Genomic DNA, 17,476 nt, shown 5'->3' on the forward strand with positions numbered 1-17,476 from the left:
GCGCGACAGGAGACCGGGCTGTTCTTGCTCGAGGGACCGCAAGCGGTTCGCGAGGCGCTGACCTATCGATCTGATGCTCTCGTGGAGCTCTACGCGACTCCCGGCGCCCTGGATCGGCACAGCGACATCCGGGACACTGCCCGCGTCGCGGGGCTGGACGTGGAGCTGGCAAGCGATGCCGTCCTGGATGCCATGGCCGACACGGTGACACCACAGGGGCTCGTCGCGGTCGCGCGTCAGACCCCCTCGAGCGTAGCTGAGGTATTCGCCGCCCACCCGCGGTTGGTCGCGATCTGCGAGCAGGTGCGTGACCCGGGAAACCTGGGGACGATCATCCGCGCAGCCGACGCGGCGGGCGCCGACGCCGTGATCCTCACAGGCAAGTCGGTCGACCTGTACAACCCGAAAGTGGTCCGTTCCACGACCGGCTCGCTCTTCCACCTCCCGATCGCCGTGGGGGTGGACCTGCCGGAGGCTGTCGAACAGGCGCATGCCGCTGGCATCCGGGTGGTGGCCGCTGACGTGGACGGGACCGACTTCCTGGCATCCCGGGACCTTCTCGCGGAGCCCACCGCGTGGCTGTTCGGCAACGAAGCGCGCGGGCTCGAAGAGGATGCCCTCTCGCACGCGGACCTCTCGTTGCGGCTTCCCATCTACGGCAAGGCCGAGTCCCTCAATCTTGCGACGGCGGCGAGTGTCTGTCTCTACGAGACCGCGTTCGCCCAGCGCAGCGCGCTCGCCTGAGCTGCGTTTCGGCCGGTGCTGCCGAGAGTGTCAGGCGGGAGGCGGTGGTGAAAGGGACTCCCTGAGGTCTGAGGGTGCGGCGGGTCCTGGATGGGGAGACCGAGGCGCCGAGGCCATCCTGTTTGTCGACCTGGCAGAAGAGAGGCGGCGCTCTCGTGCCTCGGTAGACTCGACTCTCGTGTCCGACGCCCCACAGATCACCCCCGAGACCGTCGCCGCGGCGGCAGATGCGGCACGCGCCGCGATCGCCGCTGCCACCGATTCGGCATCCCTCAAGCAGGCCCGAGCCGCGCACGTCGGCGAGGGTTCGCCACTGGCCCGCTTGAACGCGTCGCTGCGTGATGTCGCTCCGGAGCGCAAGGCCGAGTTCGGCAAGCTCATCGGGCAAGCGCGCGCTCAGGTGACGCAGGCGCTCGCCGCCCGGGAGGCCGAGCTCGAGGCCGCGGAACTCGCGGCACGTCTGGATGCCGAAGCGATCGACATCACCGCGTTGCCGACGCGTGCGCGGGTCGGTGCCCGGCATCCGCTCACGCTCCTGCAAGAGGAGATTTCGGACATCTTCGTCGGCATGGGCTGGGAGGTTGCCGAAGGCCCTGAGCTCGAGCACGAGTGGTTCAATTTCGACGCCCTCAACTTCGACGTCGATCACCCCGCGCGGCAGATGCAGGACACCTTCTTCGTCGACCCGATCGATCGGCACCTCGTGATGCGCACGCACACGAGCCCCGTGCAGGTACGCTCCATGCTCGATCGTGAGCTTCCGGTGTACGTCGTGTGCCCCGGGCGGGTGTATCGCACCGACGAGTTCGACGCGACGCACCTTCCCGTCTTCTCGCAGGTCGAAGGCCTCGTGATCGACAAGGGCATCACGATGGCGCACCTGAAGGGCACGCTCGACCACTTCGCGCGCGTCCTGTTCGGTCCCGAGGCGAAGACCCGTCTGCGCACGAACTACTTCCCGTTCACCGAGCCGAGCGCCGAGCTCGATCTTTGGCATCCCACCTTCAAGGGCGGTGCGCGCTGGATCGAGTGGGGCGGTTGCGGCATGGTCAACCCGAATGTGCTGCGCGCGGCGGGCATCGATCCCGAGGAGTACTCCGGGTTCGCGTTCGGGATGGGGATCGAGCGCACGCTGATGTTCCGCAGCGATGTGAAAGACATGCGTGACATGGCCGAGGGCGATGTGCGATTCAGCGAGCAGTTCGGGATGGTGGTGTGATGCGCGTTCCGCTGTCGTGGCTGCGTGAGTTTGTCGAGGTTCCCGCTGAGGCAACCCCCGAAGATGTGCTCGCCGCCCTGGTGTCGGTCGGCTTCGAAGAAGAGGACATTCACCGCTTCGAGCTCTCGGGCCCGATCGTGGTGGGCGAAGTTCTCGAGTTCACCGAGGAGCCGCAGTCCAACGGCAAGACGATCCGGTGGTGCCAGGTGCGCGTTGCCGAGGGAGAGGGCACGGATGACGCGCCCGCCGTCCGCGGCATCGTCTGCGGTGCGAGCAACTTCTTCGCCGGCGACAAGGTCGTTGTCACCCTGCCCGGTGCCGTGCTGCCCGGGCCCTTCCCGATCGCCGCGCGCAAGACCTATGGACATGTCTCCGACGGCATGATCGCGTCGGCCAAGGAGCTGGGGCTCGGTCAGGACCACTCGGGAATCCTGCGCCTCGTGGAACTCGGCATCGACGCTCCGGTGGGCTCCGATGCGATCGCCCTGTTGGGCCTCGACGATGAGGCAGTCGAGATCAACGTGACCCCCGACCGCGGGTATGCGCTCTCGATCCGGGGCGTGGCGCGGGAATACTCCCATGCCACAGGTGCGGCCTTCCGCGACCCCGCCGTCCGCCCGTGGGACGAAGTAGACCCCGGCGAGGGGTTCTCGATCGTCGTTGACGATGCGAACCCCATCCGGGGTCAGGTGGGTGCCTCCGAGTTCGTTGCGCGACTGGTGCGTGACGTGGATGCCTCCAAGCCCACCCCGCCCTGGATGATCACCCGGCTAACCCTTGCCGGCGTACGACCGCTCGGCATCCTGATCGACATCACCAACTATGTGATGCTCGAGCTCGGTAACCCCATTCACGGGTACGACTACGACGCCCTCCAGGGCGGGATCACCGTTCGTCGCGCTCAGGCCGGCGAGAAGCTCGAGACCCTCGACGGGCAGGTGCGCACGCTGGATGCCGAGGACCTCCTCATCACCGATGAGTCTGGTCCGATCGGTCTTGCCGGAGTGATGGGCGGGGCTACGACAGAGATGGGACCCACGACCCGTACCGTGCTCATCGAGGCAGCCCGCTTCGACCCGGTGTCTATCGCGCGGACGGCGCGCCGACACAAGCTGCCCTCGGAAGCGTCGCGGCGCTTCGAGCGCGGCGTGGACCCGGCCCTCCCGTTCGTCGCAGCCCGCCGCGTCGCCGACCTCATGGTGGAGCTGGCCGGGGGAACGCTCGACACCTCATTCGGTGGCGCCCTGCGCTCTGGCCACGAACAGGCGGCGATCGAACTGCCGCGTGGCTTCGTCTCGGGTCTGATCGGAGTCGACTACACGCCTGACCAGATCGTCGAGGCGCTCCGGCTGATCGGGTGCGACATCCAGGATGCCGGAACCGACACGGTTGCACCCTGGCTTGTCTTCCCGCCGTCGTGGCGTCCCGACCTCACCGACCGGTGGACTCTCGCCGAGGAGGTCGCGCGTATCCACGGGCTCGACGATGTGCCCTCTGTGCTGCCCACACCGCCCTCCGGGCGCGGCCTGACCTCGGCCCAACGTGCGCGCCGTCGTGTCTCGAACGCGCTGGCAGCCGCCGGCTACGTCGAGACCCCGTCGTTCCCATTCGCCACTGCCGAGGCAAACGACCTTCACGGCAGCGTCGACGGAGGCCATCTCCCGAGCATCAAACTTGCGAACCCGCTCGACGGACAGTCGCCGTACCTTCGTCGTTCGCTTGTGCCGGGCCTGCTGCAGGTCGCGCACCGCAACGTATCGCGCGGGCTCGTGGATCTCGCCCTCTTCGAGACCGGGATCGTGTTCCTTCCCGCGGTGGGTGTCGAGTACGGCACACCGTTCGTTCCGCCGCTGGGCATCCGGCCCGATGCCGCCACCCTCGCGGGTCTTGACGCGTCGATCCCGTCGCAGCCGCGCCACGTCGCGATGTTGCTGACGGGAGCGCGGGTCGCCAAGCAGCCCGGCCAGAGCGCCGAGACCGCAGACCTCGCCGATGTCATCGATGCGGTTCGCACGGTGGCTTCTGCGGCGGGAGTCGATGTGACGATCGTCCAGACGCGGCGCGCGGCGCTGCACCCGGGGCGTGCCGGTGACGTTCGTGTCGGCGATGTCACCGTCGGGTACGTGGGCGAGCTCCTGCCTGCTGTGGCTTCCGATGCAGATCTGCCCGGCCGTGTCATCGTTGCCGAGCTCGACCTTGACCTCGTGATCTCTCTCACGGGGGAGCGTGTCGTCGCGGCATCCCTGTCGGGTTTCCCGGCGGCGACGCAGGATGTCTCACTCATCGTGCCGGAGGCGGTCCCCGCAGCCGAGGTCGAGGCGGCGCTCGTCTCGGGCGCCGGCGACCTGCTCGAGGCGGCGCGGCTGGTTGACGACTACCGCGGTGCGGGCGTCGAACCCGGCACGAAGAGCCTCACCTACGCGCTGCGTTTCCGAGCAGCAGACCGCACCCTGACGGCGGCGGAAGCCACCGAGGCAAAGCTTGCCGGCGTCGCCGTCGCAGCCGAGAGGTTCGGGGCGCGCATCCGAGAGTAAGCGCCAGCTTCGCGCTCGGGTGTCGTGGCGCCTGCGGCGGCCGTACTCGGACCGCTACGCTGGCGACGGGTCCGGGCGCTGAGGCCGGCCCCGTGCCGCGACCACACGACCCCGAGAAGGAGCCGCGCCGATGTCGTCGTTCCTCTACCGCGTGGGTCGTTTCGCGGCCCGCCGTCGGTGGACGGTCATCGTCATATGGGTGGCTGTTGTCGTTGGAGCCTCGGCACTGGCCGGAGTGCTTGGCAACCACCTCCAGTCGAGCTTCACCGTGCCCGGCACCCAGGCTCAGTCGGCACTGGATGCCCTGGAGCAGCGCTTCCCGCAGATCAGCGGCGCCAGCGCAAAGGTGGTCGCTTCAGCGACCTCCGGCGGGCAGGTCTCGGCGAGTGAGGACCTGATCGCCACCGCCTGTGAAGACATCGCGGCCCTGGACGACGTGGTAGTAGTCACGTGCCCCTATGCCATGACCGCGAGCGGTTCTACGGCGGCCTCGGACGGCGCTGCCTCGCAGATCTCCGCCAACGGCGACATGGCGTTCATCGCCATGCAGCTCTCGGTAGCCGCGACCGACATCCCGGACTCGCTTGTCACCTCGGTGGCCCAGGCCACTGCACCACTCGCGGATGCTGGCCTCACCGTCGCGGTATCGGGACTCGCTGCGAGCGCGTCCTCGGGAGTCGACTGGACCGAGCTTGCCGGAATGGGCATCGCCTATGTCGTCTTGGCGATCACGTTCGGGTCCCTCATCGCCGCGGGGATTCCCCTGGTGACCGCAGCGCTCGGCGTCGGACTTGCCGCGAGCGCCATCACGATCGTCGGCGCCCTCGTACCGGTCTCCTCGACCGCCCCGGTCCTTGCGACGATGCTGGGCCTCGCCGTCGGTATCGACTACGCCCTCCTGATCACCTCCCGGCACCGCGACAACCTTCGGGAGGGCATGGATCCTCCCGAGTCGGTAGCGGTGGCCATCGCGACGGCGGGTACGGCTGTCGTGTTCGCGGGGATGACGGTCATGATCGCTCTCGTGGGACTCGGAGTGGCGGGGATTCCCTTCCTCACCGTCATGGGCCTCGGAGCTGCGGGCGCCGTGCTGACCGCGCTGTTGGTTGCTGTCACCCTGCTCCCGGCGATTCTTTCGCTGCTCGGGCGCCGCCTCATTCCCCGAGGTCGGGCGGAGCGTCGCGCAGCTCGTCGCGGCGCGGAGCCGGCGCGCACGGCGCGGTGGGTGAAGATCGTCACGCGGCAGCCGCTGCTGACCGCGCTCGGTGTCGCCGCGGTGCTCGCGGTGATCGCGATCCCAGCGTCCGGGCTGCGTCTGACACTGCCGGATGCCGGCTACGACCCACCGGGCTCTGAAGCGCGGGTCGCCTATGACCTGCTCGACGAGGGCTTCGGCCCCGGTTTCAACGGGCCGCTGCTGGTCACCGCTGACATCTCTCGTACGCTGCAGATCGAGCAGGCTCTCACCGCTCTCGAGAATGCGTTCCAGGGCGTCCCTGGGATCGCCGCGGTCTCGCAGGCCTTCCCCAACGAAGCCCTGGATATGGCCGTCGTGACGATCACTCCCGACAGTTCCCCGTCCTCCGATCAGACAGCGCAGCTGGTGCAGACCCTGCGCGACCGTGCCGCGGCGTTCGAGGCGACGAACGGCTTCACCTATGAGATCACCGGCCAGACTGCCCTCGCCATCGACATCTCCGATCGCCTGGGCACGGCGATGCTTCCGTTCGCGATCGTGGTCGTCGGGCTGAGCCTCGTGCTGCTGACCATCATGTTCCGCTCGATAGCAGTGCCGATCACCGCGACCTTCGGCTACCTCCTGACCGTGGGCGCGGGCCTGGGGATTGCCACCGTCGTGTTCGAATGGGGGTGGGGGGCTTCTGTTCTCGGCGTCGGCAAGGTCGGCCCGGTGATCAGCTTCATGCCGATCCTCGTCATGGCGGTGCTGTTCGGGCTCGCGATGGATTATCACGTGTTCTTGGTGTCGCGGATGCGCGAGCGGTTCGTCAACACCGGCGACGCTCACACCGCGGTCTTGCAGGGGTTCTCCGCCTCCGCGCGGGTCATCACAGCCGCGGCGCTCATCATGTTCTCGGTCTTCTTCTCGTTCGTCCCCGGCGGCAACGCGATCATCCAGCCGATAGCGCTCGCCCTGGCCGTGGGTGTGCTCATCGACGCGTTCGTGGTGCGGATGACCCTCATCCCTGCGCTCATGGCTCTGTTGGGCGCCCGTGCCTGGTGGCTGCCGCGCTGGCTCGAGAAGGTCTTGCCGGATGCCGACATCGAGGGCGAGGCCGTGCGCCGGATGCTCGATCAGCGGACGTGGCGTGAGGCCGAGCGGGCGGTGCGCGGGAGCGGCATTCACGCACACGAGGCGACGTTCGGTGATTCAGCACCGCTCACCGTCGACCTGCCGGGGTCTGGAGTCCTCGTGGTCCATGGCCCCGAAGCCGCCGCCGTCTGTGCGGGGCTGTCTGGCCGGATTCCCGATGTCGGCGGTGACCTTGCGGTGGGTGGTCGACTCATTCCGTTCGAGAGAGAGCCCCTCTCTCGGGTCTCGGTTCTGGTTCCGGCGCTTCCCGCGCCCACGGACGCGAGCACTCTTGTCGAACATGTGCGGCGGCAGGTGCGCCTGGATGGCAGCCGCGGTGATCATCGTGATCGGGCACGCCGGGCGATCGAGCTGTGGGGCGAGCTGACGGGCGGGCCGAACGTGCTCGACGAGGTCGATGTGCCGATGGCGCGCCTGGACGAGCATCAGCGCTGGACGCTCGACGCCGCTGCCGCGCTCGCATCGATGCCCGAGGTCACCGTTCTCGATCTGCAGCGCCGGTCAGATCAACCGGTATTGCTCGAGCGCATCCTGCGCTCCGCGTCGCCCTCCACGACGCTCGTGGTCGCCGTCGGTGACGCGGTGGTCGAAGTGGCTGGTCACCTGACACCTCACGGGCGTGCCGTGACTGTTCTCCGGGCAGACCGGTCAGCTGATGCTCCCGGCACGCAACACGCGAGCACGGAGGCCGTCGTATGACCGGGCTGTCGGGGCTTCTGGCCGGCGGTGGCCGAGGGCGTGCGATTGCGCTCGCGGTCTTCGCGATCCTCATCCCGCTGCTTGTCATGCTGACGCTGTTGCCGCGTCAGACCCAGGAACAGGTTCCCGTGGCGATCGTGAACCTCGATGTTCCGATCCAGAATGGGAGTACGCCCGTCGCCGCGGGCAAGCTCGTCACCGAGAACCTACTGACAGCCAGCGACGGGATCGCCTGGACCCTGACGGACACGACGACGGCAGATCAAGGACTCGCTGCGGGCACGTATCTCGCTGTCGTGACGATCCCAGCCGACTTCTCCCAGGACGTTGCGACCCTGGGAACTGATGCGCCGACGCAGGCTTCGCTGAGCGTACAGACGAGCACCCGCCACGGGTATCTGTCCGGAGTGCTGGCTGAGGCTCTGGCAGCGGGGCTGCCGCGCGGAGTGGAAGCTCAGCTCACCTCGGGCTACGTGTCCGGCACGCTGGAAGCGTTCACGGAATTGCACACCGGCATCGGTCAAGCCGCTGACGGCGCGAGCGAGCTCGCGGGGGGCATCGCTGATGCTGCCGGGGGAGCCGGGGTTCTCGCCCAGGGGCAGCGAGAGCTCGTCTCGGGGCTCGAGGGCATCGGAACAGTTCTTCGCGCCCTCCCGACGGGGGTCCGCGACCTGGGTGCGCTCAGCGCGGCAGCCGGGTCGGATGCCGCAGCTCTCGCGGGCTCGCTGGCCGGGGCTGCCATCGACGCCGAGGTGCTCTCACTCGCGCAGGATGCCGGAGTGGCAGACCTCGATGTGCTGGCCGCGCTGATCTCGGCTGATCCGACGGCACCAGCCGGCGACCTGCTTGATGACATCCTCGCGCTGCGGAGCGGCGCAGCCGCGGTCGCGTCGGACCTCCAGGATCAGGCGGGAGCGCTCGTCGGCGATGCGGCAGACGCCGCCGAACTTGCCGTCGGCGCCGACGCCGTGGCCGATCTTGCAGGACCGGCGGCATCAGCGCTCAGCCAGCTCTCGGCGGCCCAACAGGCCGCAGTGTCTGGCGCGTCCGATCTCGCCGCCGGCACGGCAGAACTCGCGAGTGGCCTCGACGCTGCGGCAGGCGCCGCGGGTGAACTGGCGAGCGGCCTGGATGAGGCAGCCTCCAGCATCCCCAGCTACTCCAGTGCCCAGCAGCAGAGCATCGCAAACACTGTGGCCTCCCCGATCGGGGTCACCACCGCGAGCATCGGCGGTCCGGATTCCGCGCTGGCGGCAGCGGTGGCAGCGCTGGCTCCGGTGTCGCTGTGGCTCGGCGCGCTCGCGACCTTCCTGGTCGTGGCGCCGTTCGCGCGATCATCCCTGGTGACCCCCGCGACCTCCGCGCACATCGCCGCTGACGCTGCATTGGTTGCCGTAGGAATCGCCGTTGTGCAGTCGGTGCTCGTCTGGCTGGGGGTTGCCGTCCTCGGTGTCGTCCCCGATCGGATCGCGGTGGCCTATGGGCTGACCCTTGCCGTCGCGGTGTCTTTCACGCTGTTCCACCAGGCCCTCACCGCCCTGTTCGGTCGAGCTGGACTCATCGTGTCGGTGCTTGCACTCGGCCTCCAGCTGGTGGCCGCGGGCACCCTGCAACCGGTTACCGAGGGGTCGCTGGCTGCCACCCCGCTCTCGATCCTGCCGCTGAGCGTTGCCCTGCAAGGTGCCGACGCTCTGGTGGGCGGCTCGCTGCACGAAGTGCTGGGGGCAGCCGTCGGTCTTCTCCTCTGGGCCGCCCTCGCCTTCGCGGGCACCGTGATCGGCGTGCGCCGTGCCCGCGCGCAGGCGATCAGCGCACTGCTTCCAGCATGAGTGGGCGCGTCGATTTGCGACGCCGAGGCCGAGATCGGTACTCTCGCGACATGCTTCCGGCACAGCACGACCTCGTCGCTTCCGCGACAGTGGTTCTCGTGCTGCGCCGACGTCTGGGCGGTCGCCGACGTTAGGCGACCCCGCTGCGCTGAAGCGCGCGGCGGCGTCGCCACCTCCGGCTCTGTGCTTTCGATGCACGACGAACCCAGACAATAAGGTGGAATCCATGACCTACTCGGTCGCCGTCTCTGGCGCCTCCGGATATGCCGGCGGCGAGATCCTGCGGCTCCTGGCGCAGCATCCCGATATCGACATCCGCACCGTCACAGCCCACTCCAACGCCGGCCAGCCCCTCATCGAGCACCAGCCTCACCTGCGCTCGCTGGCTCACCTGACGCTGCAAGACACCACCCCGGAGATCCTCGCGGGCCACGACATCGTGTTCCTCGCCCTTCCCCACGGGCAGTCGGCGCAGTACACGGACGCCTTGGGCGACGTGCCGTTGGTGATCGACGCCGGAGCCGATCACCGGCTGCGCGACGCCGCGGCGTGGGAGCAGTTCTACGGTGGCCCGCACCCCGAGGCGTGGACCTATGGTGTGCCCGAACTGCCCGCCCCTGGCGGCAAGATCCGTGAAAGCCTCCGGGGCGCGACGCGGATCGCTGCTCCCGGCTGCAACGCCTCGACGGTGAGTCTGTCCCTCGCGCCGGGTGTGGCTGCCGGGGTGATCGATCCGAGCGACATCGTCAGCGTGCTCGCCGTCGGCCCGTCGGGTGCGGGCAAGAGCCTCAAACCTCACCTGCTGGCAGGCGAAGTGCTCGGCAGCGCGAACCCGTATGCGGTAGGCGGTACACACCGGCACATCCCCGAGATTCACCAGGCACTGCAAGATGCCGGGGCCACCGAGGTCCGCATCTCGTTCACCCCCGTCATCGTCCCGATGGCCCGCGGAATCCTCGCCACCTCGACGGCGCCGATTGTCCCGGGTGCGACGGATGCCGACATCCGTGCCGCCTGGGAGCAGGCGTACGCCGATGAACCGTTCGTCCACGTGCTCCCGGAGGGACACGTCCCGCGAACGGCGGATGTCGTCGGAGCCAATACGGCGCTTCTCGGCCTCGCGATCGATCGTGCCGCGGGTCGGGTCGTGGTCGTCGCCGCTGTCGACAATCTCGTCAAGGGCACGGCGGGCGCCGCTGTCCAGTCCATGAACATCGCGCTCGGCCTTCCCGAGGACCGGGCCCTCACCACGAACGGAGTGGCACCGTGACCGTCACCGCGCCCGCAGGGTTCGAAGCGGCAGGCGTTGCCGCTGGACTCAAGTCCACCGGCAAGCCGGATGTCGCCGTCGTGGTCAACCGTGGTCCACTCACTGTCGGTGCTGCGGTGTTCACGAGCAACCGCGCCAAGGCGAACCCGATCCTGTGGTCGCAGCAGGCCATCCAAGACGGCGTCGTCGAAGCCATCGTGCTGAACTCGGGCGGCGCGAACTGCTTCACCGGTTCGTTCGGGTTTCTGACGACCCACCTGACGGCCGAGCGCGCCGCCGAACTGCTCGGAGTGAGTGCTGGCGACATCCAGGTGTGCTCTACCGGGCTCATCGGCACCGGTGATCAGGTGTTCCGCGACAAGGTACTCGCGGGTACCGAGGCCGCGATCGGTGCGCTGTCTTCGGACGGCGGCGAGGATGCTGCCCGCGCGATCATGACGACAGACTCGCGGCCGAAGACCACCACCGTCACCGGTGACGGGTGGACGATCGGTGGAATGGCCAAGGGCGCCGGGATGCTGGCCCCCGGGCTTGCGACGATGCTCGTGGTCCTGACCACCGACGCCGTCCTGACCTCGGCAGAAGCCGACGAGCACCTGCGTGCCGCGACACGGGTGAGCTTCGACCGCCTCGACTCCGACGGGTGCATGTCAACGAACGATCAGGTGACCCTGATGGTCAGCGGCGCGAGCGGGGTCACGCCGACACCGGAGGCGTTCCGCAGCGCGCTCATCGCCGTCTGCACCGACCTCGCGACCCAGTTGCAGTCGGATGCCGAAGGCGCGAGCCACGACATCACGATCGAGGTGATCCACGCGGCATCCGAAGATGACGCGGTCGAGGTCGGCAGGTCGGTTGCGCGCAACAACCTCTTCAAGGCTGCCATCTTCGGCAACGACCCGAACTGGGGTCGCGTGCTGGCAGCGATCGGCACAACGGCTGCCGAGTTCGACCCCTACGCCGTGGATGTCGAGATGAACGGCATCCGGGTGTGCTCCAACGGGGGACCCGACCAGCCGCGGGAGCTCGTGGACCTTACTCCGCGGGCGACGAAGGTCGTCATCGATCTGAAGGTCGGCGACGCTTCAGCCACGATCTACACCAACGACCTCACCCACGACTACGTTCACGAGAACAGTGCCTACTCGTCATGACTGACCTACAAGAGACCACCCCCGATGAGGCAGCCGAGAAGGCAGCCGTCCTGATCGAGTCGCTGCCCTGGCTCAAGCGCTTTCGCGACCAGATCGTCGTCGTCAAGTACGGCGGCAACGCGATGGTCTCCGAAGAACTGCAGCGCACGGTCGCCGAAGACATTGCGTACCTCCGCTATGTCGGCGTCAAGCCGGTCGTCGTCCACGGCGGCGGCCCGCAGATCTCCCGGATGCTGGAGCGCCTCGACATCCCGAGCGAGTTCCAGGGCGGCTACCGGGTGACCAGTACCGAAGCGGTCTCCGTCGTCCGCATGGTGCTCACCGGCCACATCAACCCGCAGCTGGTCTCGAAGATCAATGCTCACGGCCCGTTCGCCACCGGTCTGTCGGGCGAAGACGCCGGCCTGTTCGGCGGCCGCCGGCGCGGAGTGGTCATCAACGGCGAAGAGGTCGATCTCGGCTCGGTCGGCGATGTCGTCCACGTGAATCCGACGGCAGTTCTCGACCACCTCGCGGCCGGCCGCATCCCCGTCGTGTCCTCGATTGCACCGGATCTGGATCGGCCGGGGCACACACTGAACGTCAACGCCGACGCCGCGGCCGCGGCGCTCGCGGTGGCGCTGAATGCCGCCAAGCTCGTCATCCTCACCGACGTCCCGGGGCTGTACGCCGACTGGCCGAACCGCGACTCGCTGGTCTCGCACCTGACCTCGACGGAACTGCGGGGGATGCTGCCGACGCTGGAGTCCGGAATGGTCCCCAAGATGCAGGCGTGTCTGGACGCCGTCGACGGGGGAGTGGACACGGCAGCGATCATCGATGGGCGCGTGCCGCATTCGCTCCTGATCGAAGTGTTCACGAGCAAGGGCATCGGAACCGAAGTGGTCAGCGCATGAGCGCAGTACTCCCCGAGACGAAAAGAGGCGCAATGAACGACGAGGCAGAGGCATCGACTCCGGCATCCTGGCAGCACGATGCCCGGCGCGACCTTCTTGCCAACGCCGGCGACCGCCTCGCCCTGTTCACCCGCGGCGAGGGCGCCTACCTCTGGGATGATGCGGGCAAGCGCTACCTGGACTTTCTCGCGGGCATCGCGGTGAACTCCCTCGGCCACGCACACCCGGCGTTCGTCGAGGCGGTTTCTGCTCAGGCCGCGACCCTCGCGCACGTGTCGAACTACTTCGCGACCCCGCCGCAGCTCGCCTTGGCGGCGAGGCTCAAGCGCCTCGCTGGCACGGGCGAGTCCGGCCGCGTCTACTTCTCGAACTCGGGAGCGGAGGCCAACGAAGCAGCGTTCAAGCTCGCCCGACTGCATGGCGGAGCCGACAGGCCACGCATCCTCGCTCTCACCGACGCCTTCCACGGCCGCACGATGGGCACTCTCGCCCTCACGGGCAAGCCGGCTATGCAGCAACCGTTCCTTCCGATGGTTCCCGGTGTTGAGTTCCTGGACTCGACAGTTGAGGCCCTCGAGGCTGCGATGGATGACTCGGTGGCCGCGCTCATCCTCGAACCCATCAAGGGGGAGGCGGGTGTTCTGCCGCTCCCGGACGGCTACCTCGAGGCGGCCCGCGAGCTGACCCGGCGCCACGGCGCGCTTCTCATCCTCGATGAGATCCAGACCGGCGCTGGCCGCACCGGCGAGTGGTTCGCGTTCCAGCACACCGGCATCACCCCGGATGCCATCACCGTTGCCAAGGGCATCGGGGGCGGGTTCCCGATCGGTGCGCTCATCACGTACGGTGCGGCGAGCGACCTGTTCTACCCCGGCACCCACGGTTCGACGTTCGGCGGTAACGCGCTGGCCACCGCGGTTGCCGGGGCGGTACTGGAGGAGATCGAGCGCGCCGACTTGGTGAGCAACGCGCGCACGCGGGGCGCGCAGGTGCGAGACGGCATCCTCGCGATCGATTCCCCGCTGATTGCCGGATGCCGCGGGCAGGGCCTGCTTCTGGGCGTGGCTCTCTCGCGTCCCGTTGCGAAAGCAGTCGTCGCAGCGGCGCAGGAACACGGACTCATCGTCAATGCCGCCAACGATGAGACGATTCGGATCGCGCCGGCCCTTACGATCGGCGACGTTGAGATCGACGAGTTCTTGACCCTGTTCACCGCGTCCCTGGCAACCGTGACCGACGCCCTCCTGCTCGATGAGACCTCGCAGCCCGACGACAAGGAAGCCGCGCAATGACCCGCCACCTGCTTCGTGACGATGACCTGACCCCGACAGAGCAGGCGGAGATCCTCGCTCTTGCTGCGGAGCTGAAGAAGGATCGCTGGCAGGTCCAGCCGCTGGCGGGTCCGCAGACCGTCGCGGTGATCTTCGACAAGTCCTCGACGCGTACCCGTGTGTCGTTTGCCGTGGGCATCGCCGATCTCGGCGGGTCGCCGCTGATCATCTCGACGGCCAACAGTCAGCTGGGTGGCAAGGAGACCCCTGCCGACACCGCCCGCGTGCTCGAGCGGCAGGTCGCCGCGATCGTCTGGCGCACCTATGCGCAGGCCGGGCTCGAAGAGATGGCCGCCGGAACCCGGGTGCCCGTCATCAATGCGCTCAGCGACGATTTCCATCCGTGTCAGATCCTGGCCGACCTGCTCACGATCCAGGAGCACAAGGGTGAGCTGAAGGGTCTCACGCTGGCCTTCTTCGGGGACGGGCGCACGAACATGGGGCAGTCCTATGTGCTCGGCGGGGTCACCGCCGGGATGCACGTGCGCGTCGCCTCACCGGTGGAGTATGCGCCACGCGAGGATGTCGTTGCCGATGCCGACCGCCGGGCAGAGCAGACCGGTGGCTCGGTCGCGCTTTACACCGACCCCAACGAGGCTGCCGCCGGCGCAGACATCATCGTCACCGACACCTGGGTCTCGATGGGCAAGGAGGACGAGAAGCTGCAGCGGCTTCGCGACCTGACGCCGTACAAGGTGTCGCAAGAGCTCATGAGCCTTGCCAAGGACGACGCGATCTTCATCCACTGTCTGCCCGCCGACCGCGGGTACGAAGTGGATGCCGAGGTCATCGATGGTCCGCAGAGCGTCGTGTGGGACGAAGCCGAGAACAGACTCCACGCGCAGAAGGCGCTCCTGGTGTGGTTGCTGCAACAGCAGTAGCCGATCGGGTCGTCGGGAATCTCCGGCGCCTGGACGGGCCACCACGGATCCCGGGGCTCGACCTGGCCCGCGGACTCGCGGTGATCGGGATGCTCGCAGCCCACCTGTTCACGCTGCCCGAGATCGACTGGACCGATCCGGCGACCTGGGGCGGGATTGCCGGTGGTCGCTCATCGATTCTGTTTGCGACACTCGCCGGGGTCTCGATCTCGATCGTCACCACCGGCCCTCGCGCTCCCCGCGAACCCGGTCGGTGGCTGGCGTGGCGAGCGCTCGTGCTCTGGGTCATCGGTATCGCCCTCATCCTCACAGGCGTACCGGTGTACGTCATCCTGCCCGCCTACGCAATCCTGTTCGCCGCGGCGATCCCGTTCGTGCGCGTACGCACCGGGGCCCTGTGGATCTGGGCTGTCGCGGTGGCGACGGTCGTGCCATGGCTGCTTCCGCCAATCGAGGCGGCTTCGTTCTGGGACACGGCGCCGGGCGAGGCTCTGTTCCTCGTGACCGGATGGGCCTATCCTGCTCCGCTGTGGCTTGCGTTTCTGCTGGCCGGAATGGCGATCGGGCGCCTCGATCTCACGCGCGTAGCGGTGCTGTGGATCACCGCGGGCGTGGGCATGGCGGTTGCCGCGGTGGCAGAAACGCTCGCCGTCGTGCTTCCGGCCCCCGAAGATGACTATCTCGGCCAGGTGTGGCGAGCGAGCGAGCATAGCGGCGGCATCCTCGAGGTGTGGGGCTCGGGCGGGTTCGCGATCGCGATCATCGCGCTGTGCGTGCTGGTGTGCCGCACCGCCCTGCGAGCCCTCGTACTTCCGATCCGGACGCTGGGTGCCATGCCGCTGACGGCGTACTCCGCGCAGACCGTGGTCTGGGCGGTGTGGGCGTTCGTGGCGCTGGGAACGACCTCCGACCTCTTCGGGTTCCGCGCCCTGAACCCGTTCTGGCCGATGACCCTCGGGATCATCGCAGCCTGTCTCGTGTGGGCGCTGCTCCTTGGACGTGGTCCCCTCGAACGGCTGGTCGATCGGGTGTCGCGGCCGCGCGCGGATAGGCTGGCAGGATGACTGCGACGGGTGATGCAACGCACGATGGTGCCCTCTGGGGTGCGCGATTCGCTTCGGGCCCCTCGCCCGAGCTTGCAGCCCTGAGCGTCTCCACCCACTTCGACTGGGCGCTCGCCGCGTACGACATCCGAGGATCGCGTGCCCACGCATCGGCCCTCGAGGCCGCGGGCTATCTCAGCGCCGACGAAGCTGCCAGCATGCGCGTCGGTCTCGACGAGCTCGCGGCTGCCGTTGCCCGTGGCGACGTCGTTGCCCGGCCTCAGGACGAAGACGTCCACGGTGCGCTCGAGCAGGCGCTCATCGAGATCGTCGGTCCCGAGCTCGGCGGAAAGCTCCGGGCCGGACGCAGCCGCAACGACCAGATCGCAACGCTGGTGCGGATGTACCTCCTCGACCACACGCGGATGCTGGTGCGTGAGATCGTCCGTCTCATCGACGCCATCGTCGCCCAGGCCGAGGCTCACCCGGCCGCCATCATGCCGGGGCGCACTCACCTGCAGCACGCGCAACCGATTCTGCTCGCGCACCACCTGCTCGCTCACGCGTGGCCACTCGTGCGCGACCTCGAACGACTTCGCGATTGGTCGGCGCGGGCGTCGGTGTCGCCGTACGGCGGGGGAGCGCTCGCCGGATCGACCCTGGGTCTTGACCCCGCACTGGTCGCTGCAGAATTGGGGCTCTCTCGGCCCGCAGAGAACTCTCTGGACGGTACCGCGGCGCGCGACGTCGTCGCCGAGTTCGCGTTCATTGCCGCCCAGATCGGCGTCGATCTGTCGCGCTTTGCCGAAGACATCATCGTGTGGAACACGCGCGAGTTCGGTTTCGTCACGCTCGACGACGGCTACTCGACAGGCTCGAGCATCATGCCGCAGAAGAAGAACCCCGATATCGCCGAACTGGCGAGGGGGAAGGCCGGCCGCCTGATCGGAAACCTCACCGGGCTGCTCGCGACACTCAAGGGTCTGCCCCTGGCGTACAACCGCGATCTGCAGGAAGACAAGGAGCCCATCTTCGATTCGGTGCGCACTCTCGAGACCGTCCTGCCCGCCTTCGCCGGGATGGTCGCGACCCTGCGCTTCGACACCGGCCGGATGGCGGAGCTCGCGCCGCAGGGCTTCTCACTTGCCACGGACGTCGCGGAGTGGCTCGTTCGAGAAGGTGTTCCCTTCCGGGATGCTCATGAGATCTCCGGGAAGCTCGTGCAGGCATGTGAGGCCCGTGGAATCGGACTCGAAGACGCCGACGATGACCTGCTGGCCGAGGTCTCGCCGCGGCTCACGCCGGGAGTTCGCGACGTGCTGACGATCGAAGGATCGGTTGCCAGTAGGACCGGCGCCGGCGGAACTGCTCCGGTGCGGGTCGCCGAGCAGCGCGCGGAACTGATTTCCCGCGTTCAGGACGCCGCGCACGCGCTGGGGCTGTGACGGGACTGATCGATCCCAAAAATCAGTTCCACGCTTATTATCTTGCTTCATAAGCGCTAGGCTGATTCCGTGACCATCGCGGTGATCGCTGACATCGTC

The 17,476-nt window shown here is 68.1% G+C and carries 12 protein-coding genes; all 12 read left to right on the forward strand.

The window, feature by feature from the left end; genetic code table 11:
* Window positions 1-744: RNA methyltransferase (locus tag Q1V87_RS11175; protein WP_300592699.1), on the forward strand; the 744-nt coding region annotated here is incomplete at its 5' end.
* A gap of 178 nt (window positions 745-922) precedes the next feature.
* On the forward strand, window positions 923-1,963 hold the full coding sequence (pheS, locus tag Q1V87_RS11180) for a phenylalanine--tRNA ligase subunit alpha (RefSeq protein ID WP_300592702.1): 1,041 nt from the start codon (window positions 923-925) through the stop codon (window positions 1,961-1,963).
* The gene (gene pheT / locus Q1V87_RS11185; protein ID WP_300592705.1) at window positions 1,963-4,497 is read left to right on the forward strand and encodes a phenylalanine--tRNA ligase subunit beta; all 2,535 of its coding nucleotides are present in this window, start codon (window positions 1,963-1,965) and stop codon (window positions 4,495-4,497) included. Before pheS ends, pheT begins: the two co-directional genes overlap by 1 nt.
* Before the next feature lie 130 nt (window positions 4,498-4,627).
* The gene (locus tag Q1V87_RS11190; protein ID WP_300592708.1) at window positions 4,628-7,528 is read left to right on the forward strand and encodes an MMPL family transporter; all 2,901 of its coding nucleotides are present in this window, start codon (window positions 4,628-4,630) and stop codon (window positions 7,526-7,528) included.
* A complete protein-coding gene (locus Q1V87_RS11195; protein WP_300592711.1) occupies window positions 7,525-9,357 on the forward strand; it encodes a hypothetical protein in 1,833 nt (610 codons plus the stop codon). Before Q1V87_RS11190 ends, Q1V87_RS11195 begins: the two co-directional genes overlap by 4 nt.
* 226 nt (window positions 9,358-9,583) lie before the next feature.
* Window positions 9,584-10,627, forward strand: a complete 1,044-nt coding sequence (argC, locus tag Q1V87_RS11200) for an N-acetyl-gamma-glutamyl-phosphate reductase (protein ID WP_300592714.1) — start codon at window positions 9,584-9,586, stop codon at window positions 10,625-10,627.
* Entirely contained in the window at window positions 10,624-11,781 is a 1,158-nt protein-coding gene (gene argJ, locus Q1V87_RS11205; RefSeq protein WP_300592717.1) for a bifunctional glutamate N-acetyltransferase/amino-acid acetyltransferase ArgJ, read from the forward strand. The genes argC and argJ overlap by 4 nt, the downstream gene beginning before the upstream one ends.
* Entirely contained in the window at window positions 11,778-12,677 is a 900-nt protein-coding gene (gene argB / locus Q1V87_RS11210; protein ID WP_300592720.1) for an acetylglutamate kinase, read from the forward strand. Before argJ ends, argB begins: the two co-directional genes overlap by 4 nt.
* A 32-nt stretch (window positions 12,678-12,709) precedes the next feature.
* Window positions 12,710-13,969 (forward strand): acetylornithine transaminase, encoded by a 1,260-nt coding sequence (locus Q1V87_RS11215; protein WP_300592723.1) that lies wholly within the window; start codon window positions 12,710-12,712, stop codon window positions 13,967-13,969.
* Entirely contained in the window at window positions 13,966-14,889 is a 924-nt protein-coding gene (gene argF / locus Q1V87_RS11220; RefSeq protein WP_300592726.1) for an ornithine carbamoyltransferase, read from the forward strand. Before Q1V87_RS11215 ends, argF begins: the two co-directional genes overlap by 4 nt.
* The gene (locus Q1V87_RS11225; protein ID WP_300592729.1) at window positions 14,868-15,953 is read left to right on the forward strand and encodes a heparan-alpha-glucosaminide N-acetyltransferase domain-containing protein; all 1,086 of its coding nucleotides are present in this window, start codon (window positions 14,868-14,870) and stop codon (window positions 15,951-15,953) included. Before argF ends, Q1V87_RS11225 begins: the two co-directional genes overlap by 22 nt.
* Window positions 15,950-17,377: an argininosuccinate lyase gene (argH, locus tag Q1V87_RS11230; RefSeq protein ID WP_300592732.1), complete on the forward strand. Its 1,428-nt coding sequence runs from the start codon at window positions 15,950-15,952 to the stop codon at window positions 17,375-17,377. Before Q1V87_RS11225 ends, argH begins: the two co-directional genes overlap by 4 nt.
* The last annotated feature ends 99 nt before the right edge of the window (window positions 17,378-17,476 follow it).

The sequence above is a fragment of the Microbacterium sp. genome, assembly GCF_030149085.1.
Classification (GTDB): domain Bacteria; phylum Actinomycetota; class Actinomycetes; order Actinomycetales; family Microbacteriaceae; genus Microbacterium.